The organism is Janthinobacterium sp. SUN118 (assembly GCF_030397695.1).
In the GTDB taxonomy this organism is placed as follows: domain Bacteria; phylum Pseudomonadota; class Gammaproteobacteria; order Burkholderiales; family Burkholderiaceae_D; genus Janthinobacterium.
Genome location: NZ_JAPUBV010000001.1, coordinates 343,881 through 357,703, shown reverse-complemented (window position 1 = coordinate 357,703; position 13,823 = coordinate 343,881). Strand labels below are relative to the sequence as shown.

12 protein-coding genes are annotated in these 13,823 nt (G+C 67.3%); 1 reads left to right on the top strand and 11 read right to left on the bottom strand.

From position 1 onward, the window contains the following. Nucleotides 1-109: 109 nt before the first annotated feature. The gene (locus tag O0880_RS01675; protein ID WP_289884724.1) at nt 110-247 is read right to left on the bottom strand and encodes a hypothetical protein; all 138 of its coding nucleotides are present in this window, start codon (nt 245-247) and stop codon (nt 110-112) included. Between the two features lie 229 nt (nt 248-476). Between O0880_RS01675 and O0880_RS01670 the strand changes: the two genes are divergently transcribed. Next, nucleotides 477-656 (top strand): hypothetical protein, encoded by a 180-nt coding sequence (locus O0880_RS01670; RefSeq protein WP_034746290.1) that lies wholly within the window; start codon nt 477-479, stop codon nt 654-656. Nucleotides 657-667: 11 nt separating this feature from the next. Here O0880_RS01670 and O0880_RS01665 read toward each other — a convergent pair whose 3' ends face one another. From O0880_RS01665 to O0880_RS01620, 10 genes are all read right to left on the bottom strand, one after another. After that, nucleotides 668-2,149, bottom strand: a complete 1,482-nt coding sequence (locus O0880_RS01665; protein WP_289887266.1) for a glycine betaine ABC transporter substrate-binding protein — start codon at nt 2,147-2,149, stop codon at nt 668-670. A gap of 44 nt (nt 2,150-2,193) precedes the next feature. Further along, nucleotides 2,194-3,420 carry an imidazolonepropionase gene (gene hutI, locus O0880_RS01660; protein ID WP_071321904.1) on the bottom strand — a complete coding sequence of 409 codons (1,227 nt, stop codon included), beginning with the start codon at nt 3,418-3,420 and terminating at the stop codon, nt 2,194-2,196. 14 nt (nt 3,421-3,434) lie between these two features. Further along, nucleotides 3,435-4,010: a HutD family protein gene (locus O0880_RS01655; RefSeq protein WP_071321903.1), complete on the bottom strand. Its 576-nt coding sequence runs from the start codon at nt 4,008-4,010 to the stop codon at nt 3,435-3,437. Then, nucleotides 4,010-5,398 (bottom strand): formimidoylglutamate deiminase, encoded by a 1,389-nt coding sequence (locus O0880_RS01650; RefSeq protein ID WP_289884721.1) that lies wholly within the window; start codon nt 5,396-5,398, stop codon nt 4,010-4,012. Before O0880_RS01650 ends, O0880_RS01655 begins: the two co-directional genes overlap by 1 nt. Next, complete coding sequence (hutG, locus tag O0880_RS01645; protein ID WP_071321901.1) at nt 5,383-6,171, bottom strand: N-formylglutamate deformylase; 789 nt, start codon at nt 6,169-6,171, stop codon at nt 5,383-5,385. Before hutG ends, O0880_RS01650 begins: the two co-directional genes overlap by 16 nt. Before the next feature lie 56 nt (nt 6,172-6,227). After that, on the bottom strand, nt 6,228-7,787 hold the full coding sequence (gene hutH, locus O0880_RS01640) for a histidine ammonia-lyase (protein ID WP_289884720.1): 1,560 nt from the start codon (nt 7,785-7,787) through the stop codon (nt 6,228-6,230). 19 nt (nt 7,788-7,806) lie between these two features. After that, the gene (gene hutU, locus O0880_RS01635) at nt 7,807-9,510 is read right to left on the bottom strand and encodes a urocanate hydratase (RefSeq protein WP_289884719.1); all 1,704 of its coding nucleotides are present in this window, start codon (nt 9,508-9,510) and stop codon (nt 7,807-7,809) included. A 106-nt stretch (nt 9,511-9,616) separates the two neighbouring features. Further along, nucleotides 9,617-11,290, bottom strand: coding sequence for an amidohydrolase (locus O0880_RS01630; protein WP_289884718.1), 1,674 nt, complete (start codon nt 11,288-11,290; stop codon nt 9,617-9,619). Nucleotides 11,291-11,357: 67 nt separating this feature from the next. Continuing rightward, nucleotides 11,358-11,984, bottom strand: a complete 627-nt coding sequence (locus O0880_RS01625) for a GNAT family N-acetyltransferase (protein ID WP_289884717.1) — start codon at nt 11,982-11,984, stop codon at nt 11,358-11,360. Nucleotides 11,985-12,130: 146 nt separating this feature from the next. Further along, nucleotides 12,131-13,789, bottom strand: a complete 1,659-nt coding sequence (locus tag O0880_RS01620) for a mechanosensitive ion channel domain-containing protein (RefSeq protein WP_289884716.1) — start codon at nt 13,787-13,789, stop codon at nt 12,131-12,133. Nucleotides 13,790-13,823: the final 34 nt, after the last annotated feature.

Sequence of the window (13,823 nt, the reverse complement as noted above, 5' to 3'; positions counted from 1 at the left end):
TTATCAATATAAACGCTGCGGCCTGTCGCGGCGCCGACCTTTACATTTGCTTACCGGGCCTTACATTTGACTTAAATCTCTTAACCAAATGTCGCTCGGATGACACTGATTATTTCCGTGGTTCAATCAATGTGCCATGCAAGCCGATATGTTGTGGCGCAACCCCACTTGCTCCCTGCGATTTTTTATAGATTTGGTACACTGTCAGACAGGCGATGCAGCCAGCAACCACGGCAAAAATGACCATGCGACACTCCTTGAAAGCACTTCAGGGGGAGACGAATCTGCGGATAACCTGCTGCGCAACATTGGCTAGGGTAAGCAGGAAAGATGCAGTGTGGCATCTTCGGCCTTGGGGGCATTGCGTAATGTCAACCGCGCCAATTTGACGGGGTCATGGCGTTTGATGTGACGCAAAGTGGCGGCATTCCGCTCACACAAAATGAACGCATCATTACGCACCCGGGAGCCACATCATGAATGTTTCTGCCAAACCACTCGTCATGAAAATCTACCGCGCCTACCTGCGCTCGCGCCTGGAACGCTACACGCGCGACCTGCAAGCCATCGCCGAACAGCGCGAGAACGACTTCCAGGCCGAACGCATCCTGCACCAGGCGGTCGTCTCGGTGCGCTCGAAACTGCACTCTCTGTAACCGTGATGCCGTCAGCGCTGCCGGCCAGCCACGGCCCAGCGCTCCACCAGCTCGAACAAGCCCTGCGTCAGCAGGGCCAGCACGGCTGCGGGGATCGCGCCGGCCAGCAGCATGTCGTTGTCATTCAGGGCCAGGCCGATGGTGATGCGTTCGCCGTAGCCGCCCGCGCCGATGAAGGCGGCAATCGTGGCCGTGCCCACGCTCATCACGGCCGCCGTTTTGATGCCTGCCAGCATGACGGGCAAGGCCAGCGGCAAATCCACGTGCAGCAGGCGGTCGCGCTTGCTCAAGCCCAGCGCCAGCGCCGCCATGCGCAAGCCTTGCGGCACTTGCAGGATGCCCGTGCACGTGTTGCGCACGATGGGCAGCAGCGCGTAGACGAATAGCGCCACCAGCGCCGGCACGGTGCCGATCATGCCCAGCACGGGGATCAAGATCGCCAGCAGCGCCAGCGAGGGCACCGTCTGCAGCACGCCGACGAGCGCCAGCACCGTTTGCCGCAGCGGCGCCGAAAACGCCGCCAGCACGCCCAGCGGAATGCCGATCACGCACGCCAGCGCCACCGACAGCAGGACCAGGGTCACATGCTGGCGCGTCAGGGTCCACAAGTCGTCGCCGATGATTTTCGCCAGCAGCCCGCTGCGCACGCCCGCGGCGCTGGCGGCAGCCGGCTTGCCTGCCGCCTTGCCCGACGCCAGCCATTGCCGCGCCACGCCGGCAAAGCTCTTGCCGTCGATTTCCACTTGCGCGTTCATGGCGATCATGTCGCTCTCGCTGATGCGCCCCTGCAGCGCTTGCAGCGCCTGCCAGGCGGCGGGAAAGCGCGCCGGCACGTCGAGCCGGTACAGCAGCATGGCGTCGTAGCGGGGGAAATAGTGCTGCGTGTCGGCCAGCACGCGCAAGCCGTACTGGCGTATCTTCGCATCCGTCGAATAGATGTCGATCACGTCCACCTGGCGCTGCTCCAGCGCTTCATAGGCGATGCCGTGATCGAGGCCGCGCGGGCGCTGCGGCAAGCCATAGCGCGCGGCCAGGCCCGGCCAGCCGTCGACGCGGCCGATGAACTCATGCGACAGGCCGAATTTGAGGCCAGGCTGCTGCGCCAGCTGCGCCAGGCTGGCGATGGATTTTTCATCGCCGCGCACGGCCAGCGCATAGGTATTATTGAATCCCAGCGGCACGGCCACGCCCAGGCCCAGCGGCGCCAGTTCACGCCGCATCTGTTCCAGGTCGATCGGTTTGTCGTGCTTGAGGATTTCGCTGGCGATGGTGCCCATGTATTCGGCATACACGTCGATGCTGCCCGCCTGCAGCGCGGCCAGCACGATGGCCGTGTTGCCCAGGCCCTGGCGGTGCTGCGCCGCGACGTGCGGCGCGGCGCTCTGCCTGACGATCTCGCCGAGGATGTACGATTCCGTGAAGCGCTTCGAGCCCACCTTCAGGGTGCCGGCGTCCATGGCATGCGCGGGCGCCGCGGCGCCGAAAACAAACATCAACAGCAGGTAGATGCAACGCACGCGGCGCTCCGGACGAATGATCAATCCGCCAAGCTTACCACCGGCATGCGCCAGACACCGCCATGCACCACGCCGGCGCACGGGTTCAGGCCCAGCGCATACGCCAGATCGGCCGGACGCGCGATGCGCCACAGGGCGAAATCGGCGCGCTTGCCGACCACCAGGCTGCCCGTTTCCTGCTGCAGGCCCAATGCGCGCGCCGCGTGGATGGTGCAGCCGGCCAGCGCTTCCTGCGGCGTGAGGCGCCACAGGGTGCAGGCCATGTTCATCGCCAGCAGCAGGGACGTCATGGGCGAGGTGCCCGGGTTGCAATCGGTGGACACGGCCATCGGCACGCCGGCCGCGCGCAGCCCCGCGACGGGCGGTGGCTGCGTCTCGCGCAAAAAGTAATACGCACCGGGCAGCAGCACGGCCACCGTGCCGTGCCGCGCCATGGCGGCGATGCCCTCGTCCGACAAGAATTCCAGGTGGTCGGCCGACAGGCCGCCGTAGCGCGCCACCAGGGCCGCGCCGCCCAGGTCGGACAGCTGCTCCGCATGCAGTTTGACGGGCAGATTCAGGGCGCGCGCCGCCTCGAACACCGTTTCGGTTTGCGCCGGCGTAAAGCCGATGCGCTCGCAAAAGGCGTCGACGGCGTCGACCAGGCCATCGCCGGCGAGCGCCGGCAGCATCTGCCTGCACAGCAGGTCGATATACGCATCGGCCTGGCCCGCATACTCGGGCGGCAGCGCGTGCGCGCCAAGAAACGTGGTGCGCACGGTGACTGGCAGAGTCTGCCCGATCCGGCGCGCCACGCGCAGCATCTTCGCCTCGCTGTCCGCAGCCAGGCCATAGCCGGACTTGATCTCCAACGTGGTCACGCCCTCGGCCAGCAGCGCCAGCACGCGGGGCAGGCTTTGCCGCAGCAATTCCTCGTCGCTGGCAGCGCGCGTGGCGCGCACGGTGGACATGATGCCGCCGCCGGCGCGGCTGATGTCTTCATAGCTGGCGCCGTTCAGGCGCGCCTCGAATTCGTCGCTGCGGTTGCCCGCGTGGACGATGTGCGTATGGCAGTCGATCAGGCCCGGCGTCAGCCAGCAGCCCTGGCCGTCGAACAGGGGCGCGCCGCTGGCCGGCAGTTCGTCGCCGGGGCCGAACCAGGCGATGCGGCCATCCTTGACGGCGATGGCCGCGTCGAGCAGTTCGCCGTAGCCGTGCTCCATGGTGGCCAGGTGGACGTTGTGGATGACCAGATCCCAGTCTTGCATCGGTGTTTTCCTCGTTAGATGAACAGGTCGACGCGGAACACGGCCGTGCGCTGCAAGGCGTCGAGCCGCCAGTCCTGCGCATCGTCGGCGTCCAGCAGCAGCGCGTCGTAGCGGGCCAGCGCGAACTGCTGGTCGCTGGCGCGCGCCAGCACGGGTCCCTCGCCGGCGACGAACAGCAAGGTGGCAGCGCTGCGCCGCGCCAGATTGACCGGCGCCGTGATTTTTTCCAGCTGGTGGCGGCAGCGGTCGCGCCGCGTCATCACATTGAAATCCGTGGTCGGCCCCTTGACTTGCGCATCGACGGCCGCCTCGCCGGGAAACCACAGCATGGGCTGCGCCGCGCTCAAGGTCACCTTGCGCGCGCCATCGAGCATCAGCTGCACGCTGTCGCCATCGACCAGCATCAGGCTGCGGTCGATGCCGGGAAAGCTGGAAAACGGCCCGCTGGCCGTGATCGTCGCCAGGCTGATGCGCCAGTCGAAATCGTCGAAGCCGGCGCCCGCTGGCGAAATGGCGATTTCCGTCGTGCTGCCGCCGCCATTTTTCCACGGCGCGGCACGCAGGCATTCGTGCGGGATGAAGGTGGCCATCAGAGCGCCCTCAGTTGCGCCAGCGTGCGCTTGTAGGCGGTGGCGATGGCGTCCTGCGCCACGTGGCGCCCGCCGCGCACCTGCCAGCGGCCGCCGCACAGCACGTCGCGTACCAGGTTGTCGTTGCCGCAGAAGAGAAAACTGCCCAGCACATCGTCGATGGTCACGCCGCCCAGGTTGACGTGCGCCTCGTCGAGCACCAGCAGGTCGGCACGGCAGCCCGGCGCCAGCGCGCCCAGCTTGCGCCCGGCCGCCTGCGCGCCGCCGCGCAAGGCCGCCTGCCACAGGTAGTCGCCTACATGGCGTTCATCCGGCGTGGCGGCGACATTGCGCTGCTGGCGCTGCAAACGCTGGCCATATTCGAGCCAGCGCAATTCCTCCACCGGCGACTGCGACACGTGGCTGTCGCTGCCGACGCCAAATGCCCCGCCGGCGGCGATGAATTCGGCCAGCGGGAACAGGCCATCGCCCAGGTTCGCCTCCGTCGTCGGGCACAGGCCCGCCACGGCGCCGCTGGCGGCCATCTGCGCCACCTCGTCGGGCTGCACATGCGTGGCGTGCACCAGGCACCAGCGCGCATCGACGTCGACCTGCTCGTACAGGTACTGCACCGGGCGCCGGCCGCTGAAGTCGAGGCTCTGGCGCACTTCGCCCTGCTGCTCGGCGATGTGGATGTGGATGGGACGGCCCGCAGGCAGCGCCGCCGCCACTTCGCGGATCTGTTCCACGCTGGCCGCGCGCAGCGAATGCGGCGCAAAGCCCACTTCCACCTGCCCGCCGCGCAGCGGCGCCAGCGCTTCGATGATGCGCAGGACATCGTCCGCATCCGTGCGGAAGCGCGCCTGCTCCGGTTTCAACGCTTGTTCGCCGAAGCCCGCATGGCTGTACAGCACCGGCAGCATGCTCATGCCGATGCCGCTGATGCGCGCCGCGGCCAGCACGCGCTCGGCCGTCTCGGCGGGACGCGCATACAGGGCGCCGCCCGCATCGCGCTGCAGGTAGTGAAATTCGCAGACGGCCGTGTAGCCATGGCGCAGGCATTCGGCGAACAGCTGCGCGGCGATGGTTTCCATCTGCTGCGGCGTGATGTGGCGCGCGAAGCGGTACATCAGCTCGCGCCAGGTCCAGAAGCTGTCCGCTACCTTGCCAGCGCCATCCCCGGCGACTTCCGTCATGCCGCCCAGCGCGCGCTGGAAGGCGTGCGAATGCAGGTTGACCATGCCGGGCAAGACGTATTCCGCCACTTCCGCGCCAGGCGGCGGCGCGGCGCCTTCCGTGACATGCATCAAATCGCCGGCCGCATCCCATGCCAGCAGCACGTCGCGGCGCCAGCCCTGCGGCAGCAGCGCGTGGCGCGCGAACAGGCAGCCGTTCAACGCGCCACCCATGCCACGGCCGCTTCCATCATCTGGCGCAGCAGCGGCTGCACCTGCGCGGCCAGGTCGGGCCGGTAGCCGAACGGCGCCGCTTCATCCATGTACAGGCACTGGCACATCTCCAGCTGAATCGCATGCACGCGGCTTTCCGGCTGGCCGTAATGGCGCGTGATATGCCCGCCCTTGAAGCGCCCGTTCAGCGCCACGGTGAATTGTTCCTGCGCGCGCGCGATATCCACCACGGCGGACGTCAGGCCGCCATCGCAGCTGGCGCCGTCGGCCGTGCCGAAATTCAGGTCGGGCAGCTTGCCCTCGAAAAAGCGCGGCACGCGCGAGGCGATGGAATGGGCGTCCCACAGCACCACGGCGCCGTGCACGCGCAGCAGGCGCTCCAGTTCCGCGCGCAGCTGCCGGTGGTACGGCGCCCAGTAGCGCTGCAAGCGCTGCTGCACGTCCTGTGCGTCGGGTTCGCGCCCCGGCAGGTACAGCGGCTCGCGGTGGAAGGTATCGTTGGGCAGCAAGCCCGTCGTGTCCTGGCCCGGATACAGATTGGTGTCTTCCTGCGGGCGGTTCAAGTCGATGGTGTAGCGCGACCAGCGCGCCGACAGCACGGATGCATCCATCTCGTGCAAAAAGCCATACAGCTCGCGCAGATGCCAGTCCGTGTCGGCCTTGATCAGCGCCTGCGGCGTCATGCGCGCGGCGATATCGTCGGGAATATCGGTGCCCACGTGGGGCATCGACACCAGCAGCGGGATGCTGCCTTCGTTGAAACGGAAATCCATTGTCGTCTCCTTGCGCCCGGCGCTTGCCCGAGGGCCGGCCAGGCGTCAGTTCATGTCTAGGCGTACAGCGGGGCGAACAGGCTCTTGCACGTGGTGCTCAGCTCACCGCGCAAGACCATCTGCTTGGCCGCCTCGATATCGGGCGCAAAGAAGCGGTCGGCGTCGAAGAACGGCACTTTCTGGCGCAGCTGCTGGTGCACGTGCTCGAGGTGCGGCGAGGTTTTCAGCGGGCGGTGGAAATCGATGCCCTGCGCCGCGGCCAGCAACTCGATGCCGACGATGACGGCCGTGTTGTGCGCCATGTCGTCCAGGCGGCGCCCGGCGAACGTGGCCATGCTCACGTGGTCTTCCTGGTTGGCCGACGTCGGCAGGCTGTCGACGCTGGCCGGATGCGCGAGCGACTTGTTTTCCGACGCCAGCGCGGCGGCCGTCACGTGGGCGATCATGAAGCCGGAATTGACGCCCGGATCGCGCACGAGGAAGGGCGGCAGGCCGGACAGCGTGGCATCGATCAGCAGCGCGATGCGGCGCTCGGCCAGCGCGCCGATTTCAGCGATCGCCAGCGCCAGCGTGTCGGCCGCAAAGGCCACCGGCTCCGCATGGAAATTGCCGCCCGAGACGATTTCCGCCTGTCCGTTGGGACCATCCTGGAAGATCAGCGGGTTGTCGGTGACGGCATTGGCTTCGATCAGCAGGGTGCGGCCGACATTGCCGATCAGGTCCAGACAGGCGCCCATGACTTGCGGCTGGCAGCGCAGGCTGTACGGGTCCTGCACGCGCTCGTCGCCTTCCAGGTGCGAGGCGCGAATCGCGCTGTGCGCCACCAGCTGGCGGTACATCTGCGCCGCCAGGATCTGGCCTGGCTGGCCGCGCACGGCGTGCACGCGCGCGTCGAACGGCGCATCGCTGCCCTTGGCCGCGTCGAGCGACAGCGCGCCCGTGACCATCGCCGCTTCCAACAGGCGCTCGGCCATGAACAGGCCATGCAGCGCCAGCGCGTTCGACACCTGCGTGCCGTTGATCAGCGCCAGGCCCTCCTTCGCCGCCAGCACCACGGGCGCGATGCCCGCCTGCGCCAGCGCGTCCGGCGCCGGCATCAGTTCGCCGTTGACGCGCACATCGCCCACGCCCAGCATGGCCAGCGTCATGTGCGACAGCGGCGCCAGGTCGCCCGAGGCGCCGACGGAGCCCTTGGCGGGAATGGCCGGCATGATGCCCGCGTTGTACAGGGCGATCAGGGTGTCGACGATCAGCGGGCGCACGCCGGAAAAGCCGCGCGCCAGGCTGCCGATCTTCATCAGCATGATCAGGCGCACGACGGCGTCCGACAGCAGTTCGCCCGTGCCGACCGAATGCGACAGGATCAGGTTGCGCTGCAATTGCTCGAGCTTTTCATCGGGAATGCGCGTCTTGGCGAGCAAGCCGAAGCCCGTGTTGATGCCGTAGGCCGCATCGCCCTTGGCGACGATGGCCTGCACGGCGGCGGCCGACGCCTCGATGACGGGATAGGCCTCGGCGGCGAGGATCAGTTTGGCGGGCGCGGCCCATACGCCGCGCAGGTCGGCCAGGGTCATCGCGCCCGGTTTCAGGGTCCAACTTTTGGCATGCTGTGTCATAGTCATTCGGATCAAGGTCTCAGGGAATCATGGGAAGAATCAGGCCGTTGCGCTTGGCGCAGGCGGCCGCCGTTTCATAGCCGGCATCGGCATGGCGCATCACGCCCGAGCCGCTGTCGTTGACCAGCACGCGCGCCAGGCGTTTCGCCGCCGCTTCGCTGCCATCGGCCACGATGACCATGCCCGCATGCTGAGAATACCCCATTCCCACGCCGCCGCCATGATGCAGCGAGACCCAGGTGGCGCCGCCGGCCGTATTGAGCATGGCGTTGAGCAGCGGCCAGTCGGAGACGGCATCCGTGCCGTCCTTCATGCTTTCCGTCTCGCGGTTCGGGCTGGCCACGGAACCCGTGTCCAGGTGGTCGCGGCCGATGACGATGGGCGCCTTCAGCTCGCCCGTGCGCACCATCTCGTTGAAGGCCAGGCCCGCGATGTGGCGCTCGCCCAGTCCCAGCCAGCAGATGCGCGCCGGCAGGCCCTGGAAGGCGATGCGCTCGCGCGCCATGTCCAGCCAGTGGTGCACCTGCCTGTGGTGCGGGAACAGCTCCTTGATCTTCGCATCCGTTTTATAGATGTCTTCCGGATCGCCCGACAAGGCCACCCAGCGGAACGGCCCCCGTCCCTCGCAGAACTGCGGGCGGATGTACGCGGGCACGAAGCCGGGGAAGTCGAAGGCGTTCTGCACGCCCTGGTCGAACGCCACCTGGCGGATGTTGTTGCCGTAATCGACAGTGTGCACGCCCATGGCGTGGAAATCGAGCATGGCCTGCACATGGGCGGCGCAGGAATCGGCGGCGGCCACCGTCAGGCGCGCATGGCGCTGCGGGTCCTGCTGCGCCGCCTTCCAGTCCGACACGCTCCAGCCGCGCGGCAGGTAGCCGTTGACCAGGTCGTGCGCGGACGTCTGGTCAGTCACCAGGTCGGGCACCAGCCCCCCCTCCTTCGCGCGGCGCACCAGCTCCGGCAGCACTTCGGCCGCGTTGCCCAGCAAGCCGATGGAAATGGCTTCCTTGCGTTCGGTGTGGTACTTGACCAGTTCCAGGGCCTCATCCAGGCTGGCCGCCTGCTTGTCCAGGTAGCGCGTGCGCAGGCGGAAGTCGATGCTGCTTTGCTGGCATTCGATATTGAGCGAGACGGCGCCCGCCATGGTGGCGGCCAGCGGCTGCGCGCCGCCCATGCCGCCCAGGCCCGCCGTCAGGATCCAGCGCCCGGCCCAGTCGCCGCCGAAATGCTGGCGGCCCGCCTCGGCGAAGGTTTCATACGTGCCTTGCACGATGCCCTGCGTGCCGATGTAGATCCAGCTGCCGGCCGTCATCTGGCCGTACATGAACAGGCCCTGGCGATCGAGTTCGTTGAAGTGCTCCCAGTTGGCCCATTTCGGCACCAGGTTGGAGTTCGCGATCAGCACGCGCGGCGCGTCCGCGTGGGTCTGGAACACGCCCACCGGCTTGCCGGACTGGATCAGCAGGGTCTGGTCATCTTCCAGCTCGCGCAGCGAGGCGAGGATCTGGTCGAAGCAGGCCCAGTTGCGGGCCGCGCGGCCGATGCCGCCGTAGACGACCAGGTGCTGCGGGTTTTCCGCCACTTCCGGGTCCAGGTTGTTTTGCAACATGCGGTAGGCCGCCTCGGCCTGCCAACTCTTGCAAGCCATCACCGTGCCGCGCGGGGCGCGGACGGTGCGGCTGGCATCAAAGCGTGGATCGGTGTCCATTGTGCTGTTCATGCTGTCTCCTCGTAGGGGGCGAGCGGGCATGCGTGACCCGCTCTGGTGCTCCCAGCATAGGTTGTCTATACAACCAAGTCAACAGATTTTTGCAAGCGTAAACCGCCTATTTTTTCTCGAATACTCGCTTGCCCGCCACCCACGTCTGCAGCACCTGCGTCTTGCCGATGGCGCCAGGCGCCACCTTGAACAGGTCCTGGTCGACGACGATGAAGTCGGCCCATTTGCCCCGTTCCAGCGTGCCGATGACTTTCTCCTGGTGCGCCGCCCAGGCCGCGTCGAGCGTGAAGCAGCGCAGCGCCTGCGTCACCGTCATCGCCTGCTGCGGATACCAGCCGCCGGCCGGAAAGCCTTCGCTGTTCTGCCGCGTGACGGCCGCGTGGATGCCCTCGAACGGGTTCGGCGACTCGATGGGGAAGTCCGAGCCGCAGGCGATGCGCGAACCCTGCTGGAGGAAGGTGCGCCACGCATACGCGCCCTTGATGCGCTCGTGCCCCACGCGCTGCTCCGCCATGTTCTGGTCCGAGGTGGCGTGCGTCGGCTGCATCGACGGCACGATGCCCAGGCTCTTGAAGCGGGGGATATCGCTCAATTGCACCACCTGCGCATGCTCCATGCGGTGGCGCAGGCCCGCGCTGCGGTATTGCCCGATCAGGGCCTGGTAGCCGTCGAGGATCTGATGGTTGCCCGCGTCGCCGATGGCGTGCACATTCACCTGGTAGCCGGCGCGCATGGCTTTTTCCATCTTCGCGCGCATGACGGCATCCGGGTAGAACAGCAGGCCACGGGTAGACGGATCGTCGCTGTACGGCGCCAGCAGGGCCGCGCCGCGGCTGCCCAGGGCGCCGTCGGACAGCAGCTTGACGGCGCGCAAGGCGTACATATCGCGCGCGTAGCTGTTCAGCGGACCGTTTTTCGCCAGCGCATCGAAGTCGTCCGTCGTGTCGGCAATCATGCCGTACACGCGCACCGTCAGCTTGCCCTGATCCGCATAATCGCGGAACAGCCGGTCCTGCATCCGGCCGATGCCCGCGTCGTGCACGCTGGTCAGGCCCACCTGCGACAGCTGCGCCAGCGCGCCATCGAGGGCGGCGCGGTTTTCCACGTCGCCTGGCCTGGGCAGCACGGCATCCATCAAGTCCATGGCGTTATCGACCAGCACGCCCGTGGCATGGCCGTCCGCGTCGCGCTCGATCTTGCCGCCGGCCGGGTCGGGCGTATCGCGCGTGATGCCGGCCAGCGCCAGCGCGCGGCTGTTGGCCCAGCCCGCGTGGCCATCGACCCGGCGCAGCCACACGGGGCGCGCGCTTTCCGCCGCATCGAGTTCCGCTGCCGTGGGAAAGCGCCCCAGCTTCCAGATTTCCTGGTTCCAGCCATTGCCGACGACCCAGCCGCGCTCCGGATGCGCGCGCGCGAAGTCGCCCACGGCCTGCACGGCGGCCGGCAGCGACGGGGAACCGTACAGCATCACGCCGCTGGCGATCGTGCCCAGGCCGAAGACGTGGCCGTGCGCGTCGATCAGGCCCGGCAGCACCGTCTTGCCCTGCACATCGACATGCGTGGCGCCCTTGGCCGCCTTGCGTTTCACATCGGCCGCGCTGCCGACGGCAATGAGCTTGCCCGCGTCGTCAAACGCCAGCGCCGTGAAACGGATCACCTTGCCGTTTGCGTCGAGCGTGTAGCCATTGGCATTGTCGATCACCGTGTCGGCGTGGGCCTGGCCCAGGGCGCCCAGGCAGGCGAGCGTGAGCAGGGTACGGTGCAATGGCAGGGTCGGCATGTCCATCTCCAAGTCTTTAAGTGAATAAGTGAAAAGACGAGTGTATAGAAATTGGCAAAATGGTCAATCAGGCAGCGTGCGGGTTTCCTGCTGCGGGCCGCAGCATCAGCCAGTAATCGCGCCCCGTGACGGCTTCCGCATGGCGTGCCGCCACGTCGAAACCGAGGCGGCGATAGAATGGCAGGCTGCGTTCGTTGTAGGTCTCCAGGAAACAGGCGGCGCCCGCCGCATCGACGGCCGCCAGGCCAGGCGCCAGCACGCAGGCGCCCAGCCCGCGGCCTTGCGCGTCCGGGTGAATGCCGGCGATCGACAAATACCACGCATCGTGCAAGCCATGCGGCGCCAGCGCGTGTTCCATGTTTGCCACGATGGCCGTGAAATGGACGAAGCCCTGCTCTCCCAGCAGCGCGCGCAAGCCTTGCTCGCGCTGCGCATACGCGGCCTGGCGCACGGCCGCCGGCGCATCCGTCGTCCAGATGGCCGCGCCATGGCCGGCCGCATCGGCCAGGTCGACCCGGCCCGCCTGTTCGCCTTCAAGCAGCGCCAGCGCGAAGTAGGCCGCCAGCATGTCCCGCCGCGCCGCCTCGTCCTCGCCGCACGCCACCGTGACGGCGCGGTAAAACGGGTCGCCGATCAGGGCGGCGGCCAGGCTGCGGGCGGTATTGGAAACTTCGGTGCGGGATGGCTCGGACATGAATACGCTTTCTCTTCGTTGTAACGCCCGGCATCTTAACGCAAGCACCGATCTCTTGCGACCGGCCAATACGTGCAAGACGCCACGGGCCTGCGCCGAGGCTGTCAGGTGGACTGCCCCATGATCAGGCACCGCGTCGCGTGACCTTACTTCGCCCCGTCCTGCGGCTTTTTCGCCGGCGCCCTGAACCACTGCTCCGGCGGCACCACATGCGACTCTTTCGGGTCATCGATGTAGTGCGGCGAGGTGATCTGCACGTCGAATTCGTTGAAGACGTCGATGATGTTCTGGTGCAGCTGGTTCAGCACTTCGGCCCGCTGGCGCGGGACTTCCGCGCTGGCGTAGGCCACCAGGCGATATTGCACATAATAATCCTGCAGGGCCAGCTGCATCACATACGGTTTCGGCGTGGCGGACAGTTCCGTTGTGCGCGACGCGGCCAGCTCCAGCATGGCGTGCACCTGGCGCCATGGCGTGGCGTAGCCGATGGTGACGGTGGAGTCGAGCACGAAGCCGCCGCCGGGCTGGGCGCGCGAATAGTTCTTCGTCGTCTGCGACATCACCCACGCGTTCGGCAAGGCCACTTCCTCGCCCAGGCCCGTGCGCAAGCGCGTCTCGAACATGCCGACGTCGACCACCGTGCCTTCGCTGTCGCCCACGCGCACATATTCGCCCTTGCGCAAGGCCCGCGTGTACATCAGGATCAGGCCGCTGGCCCCCTGCCCGACGATGCTCGACGCGCCGATCGAGACCATCAGGCCCACCAGCACGGACAGGCCCTGGAAGGCGGCCGTGTGCGAACCGGGCAGGTAGGGGTAGGCCATGGCCAGCGCGAACAGCCAGATCACCACGCTGGCGATGCGGCGCGTGGGCAGGGCCGTGTCCTTGTCGAGCCAGCCGATCTGCAGTTCCCCACTTTCCACGCGCTTGAACAGCGAAGCGGCCGTGGCGGCGATCAGGCGCGCGATGGCGAAGATCACGCACACCAGCACCAGCCCCGGCAGGGCGCCGATGATGGCGTGGAAGACGTCGGCCGCCACGTCGAACAGGTAGCCGCTCAGGCTTTCGCCCCACGAGCGCGTGTAGGGCAGGCGGCCCAGCACGAAGGCGGCCCACAGGTACGTGGCCATCAGGCGCAAGCCCCACAGCACGGCGCTGAGCAACTGGTAGGCAAAGGCGATGTAATGCTCGGCATCGAGCACGCGCACGTTTTTCAGGCGCACGTCGCGCAGGCGCGAGGCCAGCAGGATGCCGCTGCGGCGCTTGGCCCAGCGGTACAGGCGCGTCAGGCCCATCCACACCAGCCAGAATACGAGGGTGGCGGCCGCGCACACGGCGGCGGCGATGGCCAGGTAGCGCCAGCTGTTCTGCTCCTGGTAATCGAGCACGGCCTTGCTCAACTCCTCGGCCGCCGTTTTCGCCACGCTTTCCGTCGTGTCGCCGGCCAGCTGGTTGACGTCGCCGGGCACGACGACAAACAGCTGCACGCCGTCGAGCAGCACCTGCGTGCCTTCGGGAATCATGCGCGTGCTCGTCTTCAAGGGGCCGTTCTTCGCCAGCACGCCGTCGAGGCGGCGCTGCGCGCCCGTGGCCCGCTCTTCCGGCGGATAGCCGGCCAGCGCGGCGCGGAAGACGAATACCTTGCGGTTGGCAAACATCAGCGGCGCCGTCCTGACCGCCACGGCAGGCGCTGGCGCCATGACAGAGGCGGCCTCCGCGACGAGGGATGGCGCAGCCTCCTGCGCATGGGCCGCAGGCAAGAGGAAGATCGTCAATAGGCACAGCAGGCGGAAAAACGCGGACATGGCAGGGTCGATAAGTGACAGGGAACAGCCATCA

Excerpts from the sequence above, each read along its gene's own strand:
- O0880_RS01675 (WP_289884724.1), bottom strand. The coding sequence starts at position 247 with ATGGTCATTTTTGCCGTGGTTGCTGGCTGCATCGCCTGTCTGACAGTG.
- O0880_RS01670 (WP_034746290.1), top strand. The coding sequence starts at position 477 with ATGAATGTTTCTGCCAAACCACTCGTCATGAAAATCTACCGCGCCTAC.
- O0880_RS01665 (WP_289887266.1), bottom strand. The coding sequence starts at position 2,149 with ATGTTTGTTTTCGGCGCCGCGGCGCCCGCGCATGCCATGGACGCCGGC.
- hutH (WP_289884720.1), bottom strand. The coding sequence starts at position 7,787 with ATGACACAGCATGCCAAAAGTTGGACCCTGAAACCGGGCGCGATGACC.
- hutI (WP_071321904.1), bottom strand. The coding sequence starts at position 3,420 with ATGCAAGACTGGGATCTGGTCATCCACAACGTCCACCTGGCCACCATG.
- O0880_RS01625 (WP_289884717.1), bottom strand. The coding sequence starts at position 11,984 with ATGTCCGAGCCATCCCGCACCGAAGTTTCCAATACCGCCCGCAGCCTG.
- hutU (WP_289884719.1), bottom strand. The coding sequence starts at position 9,510 with ATGAACAGCACAATGGACACCGATCCACGCTTTGATGCCAGCCGCACC.
- hutG (WP_071321901.1), bottom strand. The coding sequence starts at position 6,171 with ATGGATTTCCGTTTCAACGAAGGCAGCATCCCGCTGCTGGTGTCGATG.
- O0880_RS01630 (WP_289884718.1), bottom strand. The coding sequence starts at position 11,290 with ATGCCGACCCTGCCATTGCACCGTACCCTGCTCACGCTCGCCTGCCTG.
- O0880_RS01620 (WP_289884716.1), bottom strand. The coding sequence starts at position 13,789 with ATGTCCGCGTTTTTCCGCCTGCTGTGCCTATTGACGATCTTCCTCTTG.
- O0880_RS01650 (WP_289884721.1), bottom strand. The coding sequence starts at position 5,398 with ATGGGTGGCGCGTTGAACGGCTGCCTGTTCGCGCGCCACGCGCTGCTG.
- O0880_RS01655 (WP_071321903.1), bottom strand. The coding sequence starts at position 4,010 with ATGGCCACCTTCATCCCGCACGAATGCCTGCGTGCCGCGCCGTGGAAA.